Annotated in this window: 15 protein-coding genes; 6 read left to right on the top strand and 9 right to left on the bottom strand. The window is 60.3% G+C overall.

Annotated features, from left to right (window positions below):
• Positions 1–20: 20 nt before the first annotated feature.
• Entirely contained in the window at positions 21–704 is a 684-nt protein-coding gene (locus tag L1P05_RS03335; RefSeq protein WP_012847543.1) for a winged helix-turn-helix domain-containing protein, read from the top strand.
• Positions 705–791: 87 nt separating this feature from the next.
• Positions 792–1,454, top strand: a complete 663-nt coding sequence (gene can / locus L1P05_RS03330) for a carbonate dehydratase (RefSeq protein WP_012847542.1) — start codon at positions 792–794, stop codon at positions 1,452–1,454.
• A 133-nt stretch (positions 1,455–1,587) separates the two neighbouring features.
• Here the strand turns inward: can and hpt are convergent, their stop codons facing one another.
• Positions 1,588–2,124: a hypoxanthine phosphoribosyltransferase gene (gene hpt / locus L1P05_RS03325; protein ID WP_012847541.1), complete on the bottom strand. Its 537-nt coding sequence runs from the start codon at positions 2,122–2,124 to the stop codon at positions 1,588–1,590.
• Between the two features lie 305 nt (positions 2,125–2,429).
• On the opposite strand from hpt, the gene L1P05_RS03320 reads away from it, so the two are divergent.
• Together L1P05_RS03320 and yddG are read left to right on the top strand one after the other, a co-directional pair.
• Entirely contained in the window at positions 2,430–2,777 is a 348-nt protein-coding gene (locus tag L1P05_RS03320; protein ID WP_015460968.1) for a YacC family pilotin-like protein, read from the top strand.
• Positions 2,778–2,915: 138 nt separating this feature from the next.
• Entirely contained in the window at positions 2,916–3,815 is a 900-nt protein-coding gene (gene yddG, locus L1P05_RS03315; RefSeq protein ID WP_012847539.1) for an aromatic amino acid DMT transporter YddG, read from the top strand.
• Here the strand turns inward: yddG and yacL are convergent.
• From yacL to acnB, 3 genes are all read right to left on the bottom strand, one after another.
• Positions 3,812–4,174 carry a protein YacL gene (gene yacL, locus L1P05_RS03310; protein WP_012847538.1) on the bottom strand — a complete coding sequence of 121 codons (363 nt, stop codon included), beginning with the start codon at positions 4,172–4,174 and terminating at the stop codon, positions 3,812–3,814. The two genes, yddG and yacL, sit on opposite strands and share 4 nt — an antisense overlap.
• A gap of 183 nt (positions 4,175–4,357) precedes the next feature.
• Positions 4,358–4,999: a tellurite resistance TerB family protein gene (locus L1P05_RS03305; RefSeq protein WP_012847537.1), complete on the bottom strand. Its 642-nt coding sequence runs from the start codon at positions 4,997–4,999 to the stop codon at positions 4,358–4,360.
• Between the two features lie 145 nt (positions 5,000–5,144).
• Positions 5,145–7,742: a bifunctional aconitate hydratase 2/2-methylisocitrate dehydratase gene (gene acnB, locus L1P05_RS03300; RefSeq protein WP_012847536.1), complete on the bottom strand. Its 2,598-nt coding sequence runs from the start codon at positions 7,740–7,742 to the stop codon at positions 5,145–5,147.
• 284 nt (positions 7,743–8,026) lie between these two features.
• On the opposite strand from acnB, the gene L1P05_RS03295 reads away from it, so the two are divergent.
• A complete protein-coding gene (locus tag L1P05_RS03295) occupies positions 8,027–8,284 on the top strand; it encodes a hypothetical protein (protein ID WP_012847534.1) in 258 nt (85 codons plus the stop codon).
• A gap of 62 nt (positions 8,285–8,346) precedes the next feature.
• Here L1P05_RS03295 and lpdA read toward each other — a convergent pair whose 3' ends face one another.
• The 4 genes from lpdA to pdhR all read right to left on the bottom strand — a co-directional run bounded on the left by lpdA (position 8,347) and on the right by pdhR (position 15,508).
• On the bottom strand, positions 8,347–9,777 hold the full coding sequence (gene lpdA, locus L1P05_RS03290; protein WP_015460964.1) for a dihydrolipoyl dehydrogenase: 1,431 nt from the start codon (positions 9,775–9,777) through the stop codon (positions 8,347–8,349).
• Between the two features lie 265 nt (positions 9,778–10,042).
• Positions 10,043–11,917, bottom strand: coding sequence for a pyruvate dehydrogenase complex dihydrolipoyllysine-residue acetyltransferase (gene aceF, locus L1P05_RS03285; RefSeq protein WP_012847531.1), 1,875 nt, complete (start codon positions 11,915–11,917; stop codon positions 10,043–10,045).
• A 13-nt stretch (positions 11,918–11,930) separates the two neighbouring features.
• The gene (gene aceE / locus L1P05_RS03280; RefSeq protein ID WP_012847530.1) at positions 11,931–14,594 is read right to left on the bottom strand and encodes a pyruvate dehydrogenase (acetyl-transferring), homodimeric type; all 2,664 of its coding nucleotides are present in this window, start codon (positions 14,592–14,594) and stop codon (positions 11,931–11,933) included.
• Positions 14,595–14,743: 149 nt separating this feature from the next.
• Entirely contained in the window at positions 14,744–15,508 is a 765-nt protein-coding gene (pdhR, locus tag L1P05_RS03275; protein ID WP_012847529.1) for a pyruvate dehydrogenase complex transcriptional repressor PdhR, read from the bottom strand.
• Positions 15,509–16,127: 619 nt separating this feature from the next.
• Between pdhR and L1P05_RS03270 the strand changes: the two genes are divergently transcribed.
• On the top strand, positions 16,128–17,501 hold the full coding sequence (locus L1P05_RS03270) for an amino acid permease (protein WP_012847528.1): 1,374 nt from the start codon (positions 16,128–16,130) through the stop codon (positions 17,499–17,501).
• 82 nt (positions 17,502–17,583) lie between these two features.
• Here the strand turns inward: L1P05_RS03270 and ampE are convergent, their stop codons facing one another.
• Positions 17,584–18,438 (bottom strand): beta-lactamase regulator AmpE, encoded by an 855-nt coding sequence (gene ampE, locus L1P05_RS03265; protein ID WP_012847527.1) that lies wholly within the window; start codon positions 18,436–18,438, stop codon positions 17,584–17,586.
• Positions 18,439–18,442 lie beyond the last annotated feature (4 nt).

The following is an 18,442-nucleotide window of genomic DNA, read 5'->3' as shown; positions in this document are numbered from 1 at the left end:
CCTGTCGTGGAAGACATCCTGTGCCACCGTTAATTTGGCTTATCGAAGATCGGGCCACCGCCGCTGACCCGCTGATCTATACGCTGGAAACGGAAGGGTTTAACGTATGCTGGTTTAACCATATCCAGCCCGCCCTTGACGCCCTTAAACAGCAAACCCCGCATTTGGCTATCATTCAGCTAACGCTGCCCGACGGCAGCGGTCTGGCGTTGGGACGCCACCTGCAGGAGCGCCATCCCGCGCTGCCGCTGCTCTTTCTGGCCAGCGCCCCCGAGGAAGCATCGCAGGTCAGCGCTGCCGCGCTGCCGCACAGCGCCGTCATTCTCCCCCCCTTTTCCGCCCGTGAAATCTGCGTGCGTATGCGTACGCTGCTGCCGCATCCGGAAAAGATCGGTGCCAAGGCGACCCGCCTGGAGTGCTATGGCAACTTTACCCTCAACGATAGCCGCGGCTGCGCCCACTATTTTGGCCATGCCCTGCAGCTGAACCACTGCGAATACCTGCTGCTGAAAACGCTGCTCCAGGGACGGGGAAAGGTGTTCTCCCGCAGCCAGCTGAACGATCTGCTGCGTCCGCTGAATGAGAAGGGCGGCGAACGCAGCGTCGAGCGCCATATCAAGACGCTACGGGCCAAACTGCAGCGGATCACGCCCCACGATATCCCGCTCAATGCGCACCACGGCGTCGGGTTCAGCATCGAGTAAACGCCCGCGTGGCCCACTGTTCCGATTTCCAAAGCCCGTGGATTGGCCTATATTAGGCCTCTTTCCCGTTACAGCTGATTAACCTTCATGAAAGAAATCGAGAAACTGATCGCCAACAACCAGGCATGGTCACAGCAGGTAAAGGAGGATAATCCGACCTTCTTCGCCAAGCTGGCAGAGTCCCAGCGTCCGCGCTTTCTGTGGATTGGCTGTTCGGATAGCCGGGTGCCGGCGGAGCAGTTGACCGGTCTACAGCCGGGGGAGCTATTTGTACACCGCAACGTCGCCAATCTGGTGATCCATACCGACCTGAACTGCCTCTCGGTGGTGCAGTATGCGGTCGACGTGCTGCAGGTTGAGCACATCATCATCTGTGGTCACCTGGGCTGCGGCGGCGTCGAAGCCGCCGTCACCAATCCAGAGCTGGGGCTTATCGACAACTGGCTGCTGCATATTCGCGATATCTGGTACAAGCACAGCACCCTGCTGGGCGAACTGCCGCCGGAAAAACGCATGGATACGCTGTGCGAGCTGAACGTGATTGAGCAGGTCTACAATTTAGGCCACTCCACCATTCTGCAGTCGGCGTGGAAACGCGGGCAGAAGGTGATGATCCATGGCTGGGTCTATGGTCTGCAGGACGGGCGTTTGCACGATCTGGACATTACCACCATCAGCCGTGAGAGTCTGGAAGTGCGCTACCGCAACGCCATGGCTAAGCTGCTACAGCAGCAGAACCAGGAAGGCTAATCCGCGCGGGTTAATAAAAAAACGCTGTCCGGTCAACGAATTAATTATTCACCGGCCGGCGCAATTTCCGTACAGATGACCGTGCGCACAGCAAAAAGGCGACCCGAGGTCGCCTTTTTCACCGCCGTCGGCGTTACTCTTCCAGCATGGTAACTTTGCCGATATAGGGCAGATAGCGATAGCGCTGAGCGTAGTCGATACCAAAGCCCACCACGAATTCGTCGGGGATCGAGAAGCCGATATACTCCACCGGAACCGCGACCTCGCGACGGCTCGGTTTGTCCAGCAGCGTGCAGATAGCCAATGAGTTCGGGCCACGCAGGCTAAACAGCTCGCGCACCTTGCTCAGGGTATTGCCGGAGTCGATGATATCTTCAACGATCAGGACATCCTTATCGCGGATATCCTCATCCAGATCCTTGAGGATCTTGACATCACGGGAGCTGTTCATGGCGTTGCCATAGCTGGAGGCCGTCAGAAAGTCGACTTCATGCGGTACGCTGATCTGGCGGCACAAATCGGCCATAAAGATGAAGGAGCCGCGCAGCAGCCCCACCAGCACCAGCTCTTTGCCACTGTTACGGTAATGATCGGAGATCTGGCGTCCCAGTTCAGCTACGCGTGCCTTGATCTCTTGTTCAGAGATCATGACTTCTACGGTATGTTTCATCGCTTTTACCCTGCGTGCGTGCCGTCGCGTGGGCGGACGGCAAAATCAATCTGTCCTGCGCCCGGCGGATGACTCCACTCCACGGCACAACACAGCGCGGTTTGTTAAGGGCGCAGAGTATAGCAGGCCGAGGGGGCTACTTAAACGGGTCTGCCGCCCTAAGGTACGAAAAGCCCTCCGACATACCCGCGGCTCGCATGGCATAGAATCCGTCCCAATTACATATTAAAAGTGAATATCAGACTGTAGTCATACCGATGAAATATGATACCGTCATAGCACAATAACAAATCGTGTTTTCCGGTATGAAAAAAACCTCTCTGCTAGTGCTATTGTTGGGCTTACTGAGTATCACGACCTCCAGTCGGGCGCTGGATGAGATGCAGGCGGAAGATCTGGCTGATTTAACCGCCATTTTCGTCTATTTAAAAAATGACTGTGGCTACCACGACCTCCCCAACAATCAGATTAAGCGGGCGATTGTCTTCTTTGCCAGCCGTAACGGCTGGGATATGAGTAATTACAACACCAAGAAGATGAAAAAGCTGGGTGAAGAGAGCTACCACGATTTAAGCCGCATCGCCATGCCGGTGGAAACCAAGTGCAAATACCTGGCCCGCGATTCGCTGGGCCTGCTAGCCTACGCTAACTGATCACGCGCCGGCGCGCGATACGCCGCCAGGCGTTCACCGCACGCCCGCCTATGTGAAATCATTTCACCTCGCCTCCTCCTGCGCCAGATAACATAAACATGTTACAGTCAGCGCCTGGGCACAACAGGGAGGATGGCCATGAAACACCGAGCGACGTTACTGGGCGTGTGCGCCATTCTGCTGTGGAGCATGAGCGTCGCCCTGACGCGCAGCCTGGCGGAGACCCTGGGCCCGACCGCCGCGGGTGCCGCTATCTACTCCCTGAGCGGCCTGCTGGTATGGTGCGCAGCGGGAAAGCCCGCCGTACGCGGCCAGCGAGCGGGATACCTGTTCGGCTGCGGCACCCTGTTTGTGTTCTATATGGTGGCCTTCGCTCTGGCCATCGGCCTGGCGGATAACCGAGCCCAGACGCTGGAGCTGGGGCTGATCAACTACCTGTGGCCTAGCCTGACGCTGCTGTTCGCCGTCCCGCTGCTGGGGCTGCGCGTACGCTGGTGGCTCTGGCCCGGCGCGCTGCTGGCCTTCAGCGGCGTCGTCTGGGTCGTCGGCGGAGACGCCGGCGTCGATCCCGTCGCCCTGTACCGCAATCTGAGCGGCAATCCGCTGGCCTACGCCCTGGCCTTCGGCGCCGCCTTTGCCTGGGCCATCTACTCCAACCTGCTGCGCTACTATCAGCCCAGCCGCGGCGCCCTGCCGCTGTTTCTCTTGATGACGGCCCTGTGCCTGTGGCTGCTATGGCTGCTGACGCCGCAGCCTCCGCTGCGCATCACCCGCGCGGCGCTGGGCGAACTGCTGCTGATGAGCAGCAGCACCGCCATCGCCTATCTGTGCTGGGATCAGGCCATGAAAAAGGGCAACGCCACCCTGGTCGCCGCCCTCTCTTACTTTACGCCGCTGCTGTCCATTGCCATTGCCGCGCTGTGGCTGGCGGCGCCGACCCCGAGCAGCCTGTGGTCCGGCGTGCTGCTGGTGGTGTTGGGATCATTGCTGTGCTGGAGCGCCAGCCGCCGGACGAGCGCGACGGCCCGCCGCGATTAGCGCTGCTGAATAAAACTGCGGTAGCGCGCCAGCACCTGTAGAAAATCCTCCAGCCCGCACAGCGAGAGGCTCTCCTCATCGTAATAGCGCATGCCGTCATCCAGCTCATCGCCCTCCAGCGCCAACTGGTTAGCGCGCACCATCACCTCTTCACTGTCCAGCCACAGGGTGTACTCATGCCCCTCTAGCTGCCACTGCCGTTCGCTGCCCTTCAGCGCCGCGGCCTCCTGCTCGATGCGCGACAGCAGCGCCAAATCCCCTTTGACCTCTTCGTTAAGCCAGTGCCCGACGGCCTCATGTCCCATCGAAAACAGCGCGATCACCTGGCCTCCAATATCATGGCGAAATTCATAATCCACAGCCAGCCCTCCCTCTCTGCCCCATCAGGGGACTCTTTTTCAGTGTAACCCAGCGCCACGATGCGACCTGAAATCCGGCTCGCAATCTGCAAAAAATAACGCGGAGACTGGGTCTCCGCGCTGTGTGGCGAGCGATTTCAGCAAAAAAGCCCCAGAGGGTCAATAGGCGCGGGATGCCCTGCGCTATGCGCTCCCGGCGCCAATATTACGCTCCAGGCCCTGCGCCACGTCCGATGGAATGCCCAGCGCCTGCGCCAGCGCATCCAGGTAACTGCGCTCCATAAAATGGTCGATGTCGATGACCGTACAGCTCACAGCATAAATCTCCAGCGCCTCCTCTTCGTCCTGCACCTCACGGGACAGCAGATGCGGATCGAGAGGACGATCCAACGCCTGGCGCACCCACTCGCGCGCCTCATCGCCCAGCGCCAGGCGCGTCAGGGCATCGTCGATGGCCTGCTGCTCCCGAGCATCAATGTGGCCGTCGCTTTTCGCGGCAAACACCAACGCCTGCACCAGACGCCGCGCGCGCGCATCGGGCTGCGCGCTCCGCTGGCCGTACTGCGGCTCATCGCGGTGAGTCTCCCGCACCCGCTCGCGGTATTTATTCCACAGCAGGGCGCCGATCGCCGCGCCGCCGCCGAGCAGCAGGGCGTTCTTACCCAGCTTGCCCGCCTGCTTACGCACGGATTTATTCCCCAGCAGCACGCCGGCCAAGCCACCGAGCGCCGCCGGTGCCAGCAGTTTACCCAGCCCGTCGCCGCCGCTGCCGCGCTTAGTGTCGCCCAGCAGCGACTGCAGTTGATCCATCCAGCCTTTTTTCATCTCCACTCCCCCAGGATCGGCACAATAGCGTTAGGTTACGAGGTTAAACGTCAAGTTATGTCGACCCCATGCAAGGCTATGTAACACCCATAAAAAGGGGGAGTCCGCACAGACGGACTCCCCCGCGAAAGCCCTGGGGGCGCGATTACACCGCGGTCTGGAAGATCACCTGCCCGGCCTTCTCGGTGTATGGCGTCAGGCGATTAAAGTTGAGATAGCGGTAGGTGTCTGCCGCCGACGCCCCCACCTTCGCCATAAACTGCTGATACTGCGCGACGTCCGGCAGCTGACCCAGCAGGGCCGCCACCGCCGCCAGCTCGGCCGATGCCAAATAGACGTTAGCGCCGGTGCCGAGGCGGTTCGGGAAGTTACGCGTCGACGTCGATACCACCGTCGCCCCGTCGGCCACCCGCGCCTGGTTGCCCATGCACAGGGAACAGCCTGGGATCTCAACGCGCGCGCCGCTCTTGCCGAACACGCTGTAGTACCCCTCCTCCGTCAGCTGCGCGGCGTCCATACGGGTCGGCGGCGCCACCCACAGCCGCGTCGGCAGCTGACCCTGATGGCTATCAAGCAGCTTACCGGCGGCGCGGAAGTGGCCAATATTGGTCATACAGGAGCCAATAAAGACCTCATCGATCTTCGCCCCGGCCACCTGTGACAGCAGACGCGCATCGTCCGGATCGTTGGGGGCGCACAGAATAGGCTCTTTAATCGCGTCGAGATCGATCTCGATCACCGCGGCATACTCGGCGTCACCGTCCGCCTCCAGCAGCTGCGGATCGTCCAGCCACTTCTCCATGGCGCGGATGCGGCGCTCCAGGGTACGGCGATCGCCGTAGCCCTCGGCGATCATCCAGCGGAGCAGCACGATATTGGACTGCAGATACTCCACGATCGGCTCACGATCCAGCTTAATGGTGCAGCCGGCCGCCGAACGCTCCGCCGAGGCATCGGCCAGCTCAAAGGCCTGCTCGACCTTCAGCTGCGGCAGCCCTTCGATCTCCAGGATCCGTCCAGAGAAGATGTTCTTCTTCCCCTGCTTCTCGACGGTCAGCAGCCCCTGCTGGATCGCGTGATAGGGGATGGCATGGACCAGATCGCGCAGGGTGATCCCCGGCTGCATCTGCCCTTTAAAACGCACCAAAACGGACTCCGGCATATCCAGCGGCATCACCCCGGTCGCGGCGGCAAATGCCACCAGGCCGGATCCTGCCGGGAACGAGATCCCGATAGGGAAGCGGGTATGGGAGTCGCCGCCGGTACCCACGGTGTCCGGCAGCAGCATTCGGTTCAGCCAGGAGTGGATGATGCCATCGCCTGGACGCAGCGCCACCCCGCCCCGGTTCATAATGAAGTCAGGCAGCGTGTGGTGCGTCTGCACATCGATAGGCTTGGGATAGGCAGCCGTGTGACAGAAGGACTGCATCACCAGATCGGCGGAAAAACCCAGGCAGGCCAGATCCTTCAACTCATCACGCGTCATCGGGCCAGTGGTATCCTGCGAGCCGACGGAGGCCATCCGCGGTTCGCAGTATTGGCCTGGACGTACGCCGGCTACGCCGCAGGCGCGCCCCACCATTTTTTGCGCCAGGGTATATCCCTTGCCGCTGTCGCTGACCGCTTTGGGCTGGCGGAAGACATCGCTGGGCGGAAGATCCAGCGCCTCGCGCGCGCGCGCCGTCAGCGCCCGGCCGATGATCAGCGGAATACGCCCGCCGGCGCGCACTTCATCCAGCAATACCTCGGTCTTCAGGGCAAAGGTCGCCAGCAGGGCACCGTCGGCATGACGGCGGATCTCCCCCCGATAGGGGTAGATATCGATAACCTCACCGGTCTGCAGCTGGCTGACGTCCACCTCGATCGGCAGCGCACCGGCATCCTCCATGGTGTTAAAGAAGATCGGCGCGATTTTACCGCCCAGCACGACGCCACCGGCCCGCTTATTGGGCACGAAGGGGATGTCCTCCCCCATCAGCCACAGCACCGAGTTGGTCGCCGATTTACGCGAGGAGCCGGTGCCCACCACATCGCCGACGTAGGCCAGCGGGTATCCCTGCTCGGCCAGCGTCTGCAGCTGACGGATCGGCCCCACGGCGCCGGGCTGATCCGGGATGATGCCGTCGCGCGGGTTCTTCAGCAGCGCCAGCGCGTGCAGCGGAATATCGGGGCGGGACCAGGCATCCTGCGCCGGGGACAGGTCGTCGGTATTGGTTTCACCGCTGACCTTGAAGACCGTCACCGTCAGCGTGTCCGCCAGCGCCGGACGGGACAGGAACCATTCGGCATCGGCCCAGGACTGCAGCACCTGGCGGGCAAACGCATTCCCGGCGCGCGCGCGCTGCTCAACGTCGTGGAAGCTATCGAAGACCAGCAGAGTATGGGACAGTGCGCCGACGGCGATCGGCGCCAGCGCCGCGTTATCCAGCGCCTCAATCAGCGGATGAATGTTATAGCCACCCTGCATTGTTCCCAGCAGCTCCAGCGCCTTGGCGGCGCTGACCAACGGCGAGTGGGCCTCGCCCTTCACCAGCGCGGCCAAGAAGGCCGCCTTCACATAGGCCGCCTCATCAACGCCCGGCGGTACCCGGTTGGTCAAGAGATCCAGCAGCAGGGCCTCCTCGCCCGCCGGCGGTGACTTAAGCAGCTCAACCAGCGCTGCCATCTGCGCCGCGTCCAGCGGCTTAGGAACCACACCCAGGGCCGCCCGCTCGGCGACGTGCTCACGGTATTCTTTTAGCACGACTCGACTCCTCGCTCTCATTGTCATTGTAGATACCGGGATGCCGGTAGCGTGCCGTGCCCTAACCCATCGCCTGACCGCCTGTCGGATACCCGGATAGCCTTTTCAGCATATCAGCATTTAGCCACCGTGTTAAACGGTTTACAAAAAAGCAACATAAGCGCATAAAACCACTTTTGGCCGGGCAAAAACGTACGATTAACGCACAGATCTGACCTGTTTTACGTTTACCCTCGGTGATTTTTCTGTATCATGCCACGCTTTCAGCGGCCTGGGAGGCGACGATGTCATTGACGACCACGCACTCGCGCTGCCTGACCCTGCTGCAAATCCTCTCCCTAATACTGGCCGTCGGCGCGCTGTGTTATCTTATCGACCTCAGCCACAGCGAAAACGCGCTGGCGCTGGACAGCGGCCTTAACGGGCAGGAAATGCTGGATCACGACGGCTTTCTGTGGGGAATGAACTACTTTCTCTGCTCACTGGGACTGGGGATCTGCATACCGGCCCTCGCCTTTTTTATCGGCTTTCGGTATGACTGACGGCAGCGACTGGCAAAAAAAAACGGCTCCCGCAGTAGGGAGCCGTTTTTACTGGCGCTCACTCAACGCGACGCTTTCTTCGCCTTCGGATTCGGCAGGTCGGTGATGCTACCTTCGTAGACTTCCGCCGCCAGGCCAACCGACTCATGCAGGGTCGGGTGGGCATGAATCGTCAGGGCAATATCCTCCGCATCGCAGCCCATCTCGATCGCCAGACCGATTTCACCGAGCAGCTCGCCGCCGTTGGTGCCGACAATCGCCCCGCCGATGATGCGGTGGGACTCTTTGTCGAAGATAAGCTTGGTCATGCCGTCGGCACAGTCAGAGGCGATGGCGCGCCCCGAGGCCGCCCACGGGAAGGTGGCGGTTTCGTAGCTGATCCCTTTCTCGCGCGCCTCTTTTTCCGTCAGACCGACCCATGCAACCTCTGGCTCGGTATAGGCGATAGAAGGGATCACCTTCGGATCGAAGTAGTGCTTCATCCCGGCGATCACCTCGGCGGCAACGTGCCCCTCGTGAACCCCTTTGTGCGCCAGCATCGGCTGACCGACGATATCGCCGATGGCGAAGATGTGCGGCACATTGGTACGCAGCTGCTTATCCACGTGAATAAAGCCGCGCTCATCCACCTCAACCCCGGCCAGACCGGCGTCGATCAGCTTACCGTTCGGCACGCGGCCGATGGCCACCAGCACAGCGTCATAACGCTGTGCCTCTGCCGGAGCCTTCTTGCCTTCCATGGAAACATAGATCCCGTCTTCTCGGGCCTCCACGGCGGTGACCTTGGTCTCCAGCATCAGGTTAAAGCGTTTGCCGATACGCTTGGTAAAGACTTTTACCACGTCCTTATCGGCGGCCGGGATCACCTGATCGAACATTTCAACCACGTCGATCTCGGAACCCAGCGCATGATATACCGTCCCCATCTCCAGGCCGATAATCCCGCCGCCCATCACCAGCAGGCGCTGCGGCACGCTGTTCAGGGCCAGCGCGTCGGTCGAATCCCATACGCGCGGATCGTCATGGGGGATAAACGGCAGTTGGATGGGGCGAGAACCGGCGGCGATGATCGCATTATCAAAGTGGATCACCGTCTGCCCGGCTTCCCCGTCAACAGTCAGGGTGTTGGCCGAGGTAAACTTACCCAGCCCGTTGACCACCCGCACCTTACGGCCTTTAGCCATACCGGCCAGGCCGCCGGTCAGCTGACCGATCACCTTCTCTTTCCAGGTGCGGATCTTGTCAATGTCGGTCTTCGGCTCGCCGAACACGATACCGTGCTCCGCCAGCGCCTTGGCCTCTTCAATCACTTTAGCCACGTGCAGCAGGGCCTTGGAGGGGATACAGCCGACGTTCAGGCACACCCCGCCCAGGGTGGAGTAACGCTCGACAATCACGGTTTCCAGCCCTAAATCCGCGCAGCGGAACGCCGCAGAATACCCTGCCGGGCCCGCCCCAAGTACCACGACCTGAGTTTTGATTTCAGTACTCATCATGACCTCTTTATTGTTTTTCCGGCGGCGTGGATGCACCGCTATGGCATCCAGACCGACCGTCCGCCGCCCCACGGGCTGATATCACCGCGGCGCCGCGGCCTCCGCCGGGACACCCGTCGCGTCCCACAGTTTACAGAAATGTTAATAATTCTGTAAAGGGATGATCCGCCGACGTCTGTCTCTGGCGGTATGGCTGACGCGAGCCAGCGCCCGCCATACCGCGAATTCAAGAAAAAGGCCGGCGCATGCGCCGGCCCTCGGCTTACATCACCAGGCGGCGGATGTCGGACATCACGCTGTTGATGAAGCTGATAAAGCGGGCGCCGTCGGCACCGTCGATCACCCGATGGTCATAGGAGAGCGCCAGCGGCAGCATCAGGCGCGGCGCAAACTCTTTCCCATTCCATACCGGCTTCATCGACGACTTGGATACCCCCAGGATCGCCACCTCCGGTGCGTTGACGATCGGCGTAAACGCCGTGCCGCCGATACCGCCCAGGCTGGAGATAGTGAAGCAGCCGCCCTGCATGTCCGCGGCGGTCAGCTTGCCGGCGCGCGCCTTGGCTGAGATCTCCGCCAGATCGCGCGACAGCTCGATGATGCCCTTCTTGTTGACGTCGCGCAGCACCGGAACCACCAGGCCGTTCGGCGTATCGACCGCGACGCCGATGTTGATGTACTTCTTCAGCGTCAGACGCTGGGCATCCTCAGACAGGGAGCTGTTAAAGCGCGGCATCGCCTCTAACGCCTTGGCCGCCGCCTTGATGATAAACACCAGCGGGGTAATTTTAACCCCCAGCTTGCGCTTCTCGGACTCCACGTTCTGCTGTTTGCGGAACGCTTCCACCTCGGTGATATCGGTCTCATCAAACTGGGTGACATGCGGGATCATCACCCAGTTGCGGTGCAGGTTGGCGCCGGAGATCTTCTGAATACGCCCCAGCTCAACCTCTTCCACCTCGCCGAACTTGCTGAAGTCCACCTTCGGCCACGGCAGCAGACCCGGCAAAGAGCCCCCGGTTGCCGCCGCTGGCGCGGTTTCAGCGCGCTTAATCAGCTCTTTGACATAGGTCTGTACGTCTTCGCGCAGAATGCGGCCCTTACGCCCGCTGCCTTTTACCTTGGCCAGGTTAACGCCAAACTCACGCGCCAGACGGCGGATCACCGGCGTCGCATGCACATAGGCGGCGTTTTCGGTGAACTCGCTCGTCGTCTGTACCGCCGCAAGCGCTGCAGCCGCGGAGGTGGCTGGCGCACTTACCGGCGCCGCGGTCGCTGGCGCAGATGCCGACGGCGCAGGCGCGCTGCCCGCCACGCTGAAGGTCATGATCGGCGAGCCGGTTTTCACCTTATCGCCCACGCTGACTGCGATGGCGCTGACAACCCCGGCAAACGGCGCCGGCACCTCCATCGAAGCCTTATCGCCTTCGACGGTGATCAGCGACTGTTCAGCGCTGACGCTGTCGCCCACCTTGACCAGAATTTCGGTGACTTCAACCTCATCACCGCCGATATCCGGCACGCTGACCGGCTGGCTGGCGGCAGCCTGGGCCACCGGCGCGGCAGGCGCGACGGCCGCCGCTGTCGGGGCCGGAGAGGCGGCGCCCGCGATGCTAAAGGTCATGATCGGCGAACCGGTCTTCACCTTGTCTCCGGTGGCGATAGCGATGGATTGAACCACCCCGGCGAACGGCGCCGGCACCTCCATCGAGGCTTTATCGCCTTCGACGGTGATCAGCGACTGTTCAGCGCTAACGCTGTCGCCGACCTTCACCAGGATCTCGGTGACTTCCACTTCATCGCCACCGATATCCGGCACCTGAACGTCACGCACCTGTGCAGCGGCGGCCTGAGCCGGAGCCGCTGCCGGTTGCACTTGGGCCGCCGGCTGGGCCGCAGCGGCATCGGCCGCCTCGAACTCCATGATCAGAGAGCCGGTCGTGACCTTATCGCCCACCGCAACCTTGATAGCGCTGATAACGCCGGCCTGCGGCGAGGGGACCTCCATTGAAGCCTTGTCGCCTTCAACGGTAATCAGAGACTGCTCCGCATCAACCCGGTCACCGACTTTCACCAGAATTTCAGTGACTTCTACTTCATCCGCACCGATGTCCGGTACATTGATTGCAATTGCCATTATTCCGTACCTCTTATGCCAGACGCGGGTTTACTTTTTCCGGATCGATATTGAACTTGCCGATGGCGTCCGCCACCACGGAAGCGGCGATCTCCCCGCGTTTTGCCAGTTCACCCAGTGCCGCCACCACCACGTAGGAGGCATCGACCTCAAAGTGGTGACGCAGGTTTTCACGGCTGTCGGAGCGGCCGAAGCCATCGGTGCCCAGCACGCGGTAATCGCTGGCCGGAACATAGGTACGTACCTGCTCGGCAAACAGTTTCATATAGTCGGTAGACGCCACGGCCGGCGCATCGTTCATCACCTGAGCGATGTACGGTACGCGCGGGGTCTCCAGCGGATGCAGCATGTTCCAACGCTCGCAGTCCTGGCCATCGCGCGCCAGCTCGGTGAAGGAGGTCACGCTGTACACATCGCTGCCAACGCCATACTCTTCAGACAGAATACGCGCGGCCTCGCGGACGTGGCGCAGCATGGAGCCGGAGCCCAGCAGCTGGACCTTGCCCTTATCGCCGGACTGCGTATCCAGCTTGTAGATCCCGCGGCGGATGCCCTCTTCAACGCCCTGCGGCATCGCCGGCATGTGGTAGTTTTCGTTCAGCGTGGTGATGTAGTAGTACACGTTCTCCTGCTTCTCACCGTACATGCGCTCCAGACCGTCGTGCATGATCACGGCCACTTCATAGGCATAGGCCGGATCGTAGGAGATGCAGTTCGGGATAGTCAGGGACTGAATATGGCTGTGGCCATCTTCGTGCTGCAGACCTTCCCCGTTCAGGGTGGTGCGTCCAGAGGTGCCGCCGATCAGGAAACCGCGCGCCTGCTGGTCGCCCGCCGCCCAGCACAGGTCGCCGATGCGCTGGAAGCCGAACATGGAGTAGTAGATGTAGAACGGGATCATCGGCAGATCGTTAGTGCTGTAAGAGGTCGCTGCCGCCAGCCAAGAGGCCCCGGCGCCCAGCTCGTTGATCCCCTCCTGCAGAATCTGTCCTTTCTCGTCTTCTTTGTAGTAGGCCACCTGCTCGCGATCCTGCGGGGTGTAGCGCTGGCCGTTCGGGCTATAGATCCCAATCTGACGGAACAGCCCTTCCATACCGAAGGTACGCGCTTCGTCAGCGATGATCGGCACCAGACGATCCTTGATGGACTTGTTCTTCAGCATTACGTTCAACGCACGTACGAAGGCGATGGTGGTCGAAATCTCTTTGTTCTGCTCTTCCAGCAGGGCGGAGAAGTCCTCCAGCGCCGGCAGTTCTAGACGCTCGCTAAAGGTCGGGCTACGGGTCGGGACATAGCCCTGCAGCGCGGCGCGACGCTCATGCAGATAGCGCGCCTCTTCGGAGTCGGCGTCAAAGGTGACGTACGGCAGCTTCTCCAGATCGGCATCGGCCACCGGCACGTTGAAGCGATCGCGGAAATGGCGCACGCCATCCATGTTCATCTTCTTAACCTGGTGAGCGATGTTTTTGCCTTCGGCGGTGTCGCCCATGCCATAGCCCTTGATGGTATGCACCAGGATCACCGTCGGCTGACCTTTGGTCTCTTCGGCTTTCTTAAAGGCGGCGTAGACTTTCTTCGGATCGTGGCCGCCGCGGTTCAGCGCCCAGATCTCATCGTCAGACATATCCTTGACCAGCGCCGCGGTTTCCGGATAACGGCCAAAGAAGTGTTCACGCACATAGGCGCCATTCTTTGACTTGAAGGTTTGGTAGTCGCCGTCCAGGGTTTCATTCATCAGTTGGATCAGCTTACCGCTGGTATCTTTACGCAGCAGCGCATCCCAGCGGGAGCCCCAAATCACCTTGATCACGTTCCAGCCCGCACCGGCGAAGATGCCTTCCAGTTCGTTGATGATCTTGCCGTTCCCCGTCACCGGGCCATCCAGACGCTGCAGGTTGCAGTTAATGACGAAGCACAGGTTGTCCAGCTTATCGCGGGTAGCGATGGTGATGGCGCCCTTGGATTCCGGCTCATCCATCTCACCGTCGCCGAGGAAGGCGTAAACGCGCTGCGCCGTGGTGTCTTTCAGACCGCGGTGATTCAGGTATTTCAGGAACTTAGCCTGATAAATCGCCCCCAACGGCCCCAGACCCATGGAAACGGTCGGGAACTGCCAGAACTCCGGCATCAGCTTCGGATGCGGGTAAGAAGAGAGCCCCGTGCCGTGAACCTCCTGACGGAAGTTATTCAGCTGCTCCTCGGTCAGGCGTCCTTCCAGGAAGGCGCGCGCGTAGATCCCCGGAGAGATATGGCCCTGGAAGTAGACCAGATCGCCGCCGTCCTTCTGGTTACGGGCGCGGAAGAAATGGTTAAAGCACACTTCATACACCGTCGCAGAAGACTGATAGGAGGCCATGTGACCGCCCAGCTCCAGATCTTTCTTCGACGCATGCAGGACGATCATCACCGCATTCCAACGCATGGCGATGCGGATACGACGCTCCAGCTCCAGATTCCCCGGATAGGCCGGCTCATCTTCCGGAGCAATGGTGTTCACGTAATTGTGGGCCAGCGCAGCGGAAGGCAGATTAACGCCGCCCTGACGGGCGGAATTCAGTACCTGATCGATCAGATACTGCGCGCGCTCTACGCCTTCTTCACGGATGACCGATTCTATCGCCTGCAGCCAATCGCGGGTTTCGATCGGATCCACGTCATTAAGTAAACGATCTGACATGGTGGTATTCCTTATCTGTCTAAATGGGTTGTCTGGAGCCTGTCTTCCTGCGCTCTGCGGTCAAAACGCACGAAGACAGGCCCAATCGGTGAGTTGCCTAGTGTTAACATCGGCGCGCGCGCCCCGGAGGGCTACGCGCGAACCAATTTTCAATCCTTACGCTGCTGGAGCAGCCGCAGCGAGCGCTCGCGGCGGCTGTGCTCGCGGCTCATCTCCAGCAAAATATCTTCAATAAAGGCCAGATGGCGGTGTGATGCCTCACGCGCCCGCTCTGGCTCCCGGGCGATGATGGCCGCAAAGATACTGGCTCGATGATCGCTGACCAGGGCCAGCATTTCGCGACGCGCATAGAGCAGCTCGAAATTCTGTTTTACGTTCTTTTCCAGCATCGGCGCCATGCAGCGCAGCAGGTGGAGCAGCACCGCGTTATGAGCCGCTTCGGTCACCGCCACCTGATACTGCATCACCGCATCGGCCTCGCCGTCCAGATCGCCCGCGGCCTGCGCGCTTTCAATCGCCAGATGACACTCGCGCAGACGAACAAAATCCTCATCGGTGCCGCGCAGCGCAGCATAATAGGCCGCGATCCCCTCCAGGGCATGGCGGGTTTCCAACAGATCGTATTGGGATTCCGGGTGGGCCGCGAGCAGCTCGGCCAGTGGGTCGCTAAAGCTTTGCCAGAGATTGGCCTGTACGAAGGTGCCACCGCCCTGACGGCGCAGCAGCAGCCCTTTGGCTTCGAGACGCTGAATGGCCTCGCGCAGAGAGGGGCGGGATACATCGAACTGCTTCGCCAATTCGCGCTCCGGCGGCAGCTTTTCCCCGGGACGCAGCGTTCCTTCCAGGATCAGATATTCCAACTGCTGTTCGATCACATCTGATAGTTTGGGCTGGCGGATTTTGCTGTAGGCCATGTGGCAATGTCTTCTCTGAGCGTAGATGACGTTCTCATCGGAGAACCGCAAAGTAAATTGGTATTACCAATTTCAAAAACATGACCTCAAAGTAACAAAATCTTCACCACTTGTCCATACAACTATTGATGTAAATCATGAAATGCCGTCTTTGTTAACAATCAATAACCAATAAAACACCAGCGTGATAACCAAGTAAGGGTATTACTTTTTACCTTTCCGCGGCCGAAGTTAACGTTTTATACACGACGACTCACGCGAGCTGAAGCGTGAAAGCCAATCATAATAAGCATTTATATGCAAAATAAATGAATATAAAAATGAAATACGTCAACGCGCATATCGCCCATCATCGTGATACGAGCGTGGACGCTCTGCGCACCCAATGTGCAGAGTGTCCACAGCGTAGGCCCCGCACGTCTTCTCCGCCCCAAAACGCAGCGGCACAAGAAATCGGATGCATTTTTTTGCGCATACCATTATTCTCAGTGCGTTGGTAGATTAATAACAGATTTGAATTAGAACCTGATGTAAAAATAAAATTACGATTTTTGTATCATTATAATGACAGAATGGCGCTGGCAGTGCCCCTGAACAGAGCCGGATGAGGGTAAGAGATATGAGTGAGCAACACGGCGAGCAGTTACACCGTGGCCTGAAGAATCGCCACATACAGCTGATCGCCCTAGGCGGCGCCATCGGTACTGGGCTGTTTCTGGGGATCGCACAAACCATTAAAATGGCCGGGCCATCGGTGCTGCTGGGCTACGCCATCGGCGGATTTATCGCCTTTTTGATCATGCGCCAGCTGGGTGAGATGGTGGTCGAGGAGCCGGTGGCCGGCTCATTCAGCCACTTTGCCTACAAATACTGGGGGGACTTTGCCGGTTTTGCCTCCGGCTGGAACTACTGGGTGCTGTATGTGCTGGTCGCCATGGCCGAGCTAACGGCCGTGGGTATCTATGTACAGTACTGGTTTCCGGACATCCCGACCTGGGTATCCGCCGCGGTCTTCTTCCTGCTGATCAACGCCATCAACCTGGCCAACGTCAAAATCTACGGCGAGCTGGAGTTCTGGTTCGCGATCATCAAGGTGGTCGCCATCATCGGGATGATCCTGTTTGGCGGCTGGCTGCTGTTCAGCGGGCACGGTGGCCCCGAGGCCTCGGTGAGTAACCTGTGGGATCAGGGCGGATTCTTCCCCAATGGGGTCATGGGGCTGGTCATGGCAATGGCGGTGATCATGTTCTCCTTCGGCGGTCTGGAGCTGGTTGGGATCACCGCCGCAGAGGCCGACGACCCGCAGCGCAGCATTCCCAAGGCGACCAATCAGGTTATCTACCGTATTCTGATTTTCTACATCGGCGCTTTGGCTATCCTGCTCTCCCTCTACCCCTGGGGTAAGGTGGTCGAGGGCGGCAGCCCGTTCGTCATGATCTTCCATGCGCTGGACAGTAACCTGGTCGCCACCGTCCTCAATATCGTGGTGCTGACCGCTGCGCTGTCGGTCTATAACAGCTGCGTCTACTGCAACAGCCGCATGCTGTTCGGTCTGGCCCAGCAGGGGAATGGCCCGCGGGCGCTGCTCAAGGTAGACGGGCGCGGTGTCCCGGTGGTCGCGATCGGCCTCTCGGCGGCGGCCACCCTGCTGTGCGTACTGATTAACTACCTGATGCCGGGCAAAGCCTTCGAGCTGTTAATGGCGCTGGTCGTCTCCGCGCTGGTGATTAACTGGGCGATGATCAGCGTCGCGCATCTGCGCTTTCGAGCGCAGAAAAACCGCGAAGGCGTGGTTCCCCGTTTCCGCGCCTTCTGGTACCCGGCGGGTAACTATCTGTGCCTGCTGTTTATGGCCGCCATCCTGGTCATTATGTTCCTGACCCCGGGGATCCAGATTTCGGTACTGTTGATCCCGCTCTGGCTGATCGTACTGGCCGTCGGCTATGCCATTAAGCAGCGTTCGCAGAAGCACAGCGCACGCCTCCCCGGCTAACGCGCGACGCCTCCAAATAAAAAACCGGCGCTATCGCTCGCGCCGGTTTTTTTTCGCCTATCGCACGCGGCCACTAATCCCGCTAGAGCAGCGCGCCATAAATGGTCAACAGCGCCACCGCCACGATCAGCACCAGCGTAATGCGCCGCGCCAGCGTCACCGCCGCCAGCGGCGTCTTTAACGCATCCAGCTGCGGATCGCGCGCCAGCGAAAGCTGCGCCAGCCCCGTCAATACCTGGTACTGACCGCTGCGCAGATCGCCCAGCGACGCCAGCCAGGCCGGCAGCGCACGCTCACCGTGCCCCAGCAGAGCGTAGGCAATCCCGGCCAGCCGCACCGGGATCCAGTCGACCCAGTGCAGCAGACGATCGATCCCCGCCTGCGCGCGCGCCAGCGGATCGGCCTGACGGCTCAGCCAAGTCTGATAGGCCCGCAGCAGCGCATAGCCCCCCAGCGCCACCGGCCCGTAGGGCCCGGCTATCACAAAATAGAACAGCGGCGCCAGATAGAAGCGATAGTTGATCCACACCAGTACGCTCTGCAGCTCACGCAGACGGATCTCCGGGCGCATATCGGCCGACAGCCCCGGGATCAGCGCCAGCTCCGCCGTCATCTGCGTCATCGCATCCTGTTCTCCCCGCCGCGCCGCTTTCATATAAGCGCGATAGTCGCGGCGAATCGCCCCCGCGCCAAAGCACAGCAGCCCGATGAAAACCCACATCAACAGCGTCGGCAGGCCGAAAAACAGCCCCTTAATCCCCTGGAGCAGCGCGCCGATCAGCAGCATCCACAGCAATAGCAGCAGCAGCGTTTTGGCCAGCGATACCCGCTTTACGCGAGCAAACAGCGGAACCAGACAGCGATCCAGCTGCCAGCGATCCCCCAGCTTAAACAGCCGCTCCCAGCCCAAAACCAGCAGTAGCGAGAATAACGTCATCTCC

Origin of the sequence: Edwardsiella piscicida (assembly GCF_021733145.1) — a bacterium.
Classification (GTDB): Bacteria; Pseudomonadota; Gammaproteobacteria; order Enterobacterales; family Enterobacteriaceae; genus Edwardsiella; species Edwardsiella piscicida.
Note: the sequence above shows the minus strand (reverse complement) of the source record. Positions and strands in the feature narration are given on the sequence as shown.

Bases quoted from the DNA above. Each gene is read 5' to 3' on its own strand.
- can (WP_012847542.1), top strand. From the start codon at position 792: ATGAAAGAAATCGAGAAACTGATCGCCAACAACCAGGCATGGTCACAG.
- hpt (WP_012847541.1), bottom strand. From the start codon at position 2,124: ATGAAACATACCGTAGAAGTCATGATCTCTGAACAAGAGATCAAGGCA.
- L1P05_RS03320 (WP_015460968.1), top strand. From the start codon at position 2,430: ATGAAAAAAACCTCTCTGCTAGTGCTATTGTTGGGCTTACTGAGTATC.
- yddG (WP_012847539.1), top strand. From the start codon at position 2,916: ATGAAACACCGAGCGACGTTACTGGGCGTGTGCGCCATTCTGCTGTGG.
- L1P05_RS03305 (WP_012847537.1), bottom strand. From the start codon at position 4,999: ATGAAAAAAGGCTGGATGGATCAACTGCAGTCGCTGCTGGGCGACACT.
- L1P05_RS03295 (WP_012847534.1), top strand. From the start codon at position 8,027: ATGTCATTGACGACCACGCACTCGCGCTGCCTGACCCTGCTGCAAATC.
- lpdA (WP_015460964.1), bottom strand. From the start codon at position 9,777: ATGAGTACTGAAATCAAAACTCAGGTCGTGGTACTTGGGGCGGGCCCG.
- aceF (WP_012847531.1), bottom strand. From the start codon at position 11,917: ATGGCAATTGCAATCAATGTACCGGACATCGGTGCGGATGAAGTAGAA.
- aceE (WP_012847530.1), bottom strand. From the start codon at position 14,594: ATGTCAGATCGTTTACTTAATGACGTGGATCCGATCGAAACCCGCGAT.
- pdhR (WP_012847529.1), bottom strand. From the start codon at position 15,508: ATGGCCTACAGCAAAATCCGCCAGCCCAAACTATCAGATGTGATCGAA.
- L1P05_RS03270 (WP_012847528.1), top strand. From the start codon at position 16,128: ATGAGTGAGCAACACGGCGAGCAGTTACACCGTGGCCTGAAGAATCGC.
- ampE (WP_012847527.1), bottom strand. From the start codon at position 18,438: ATGACGTTATTCTCGCTACTGCTGGTTTTGGGCTGGGAGCGGCTGTTT.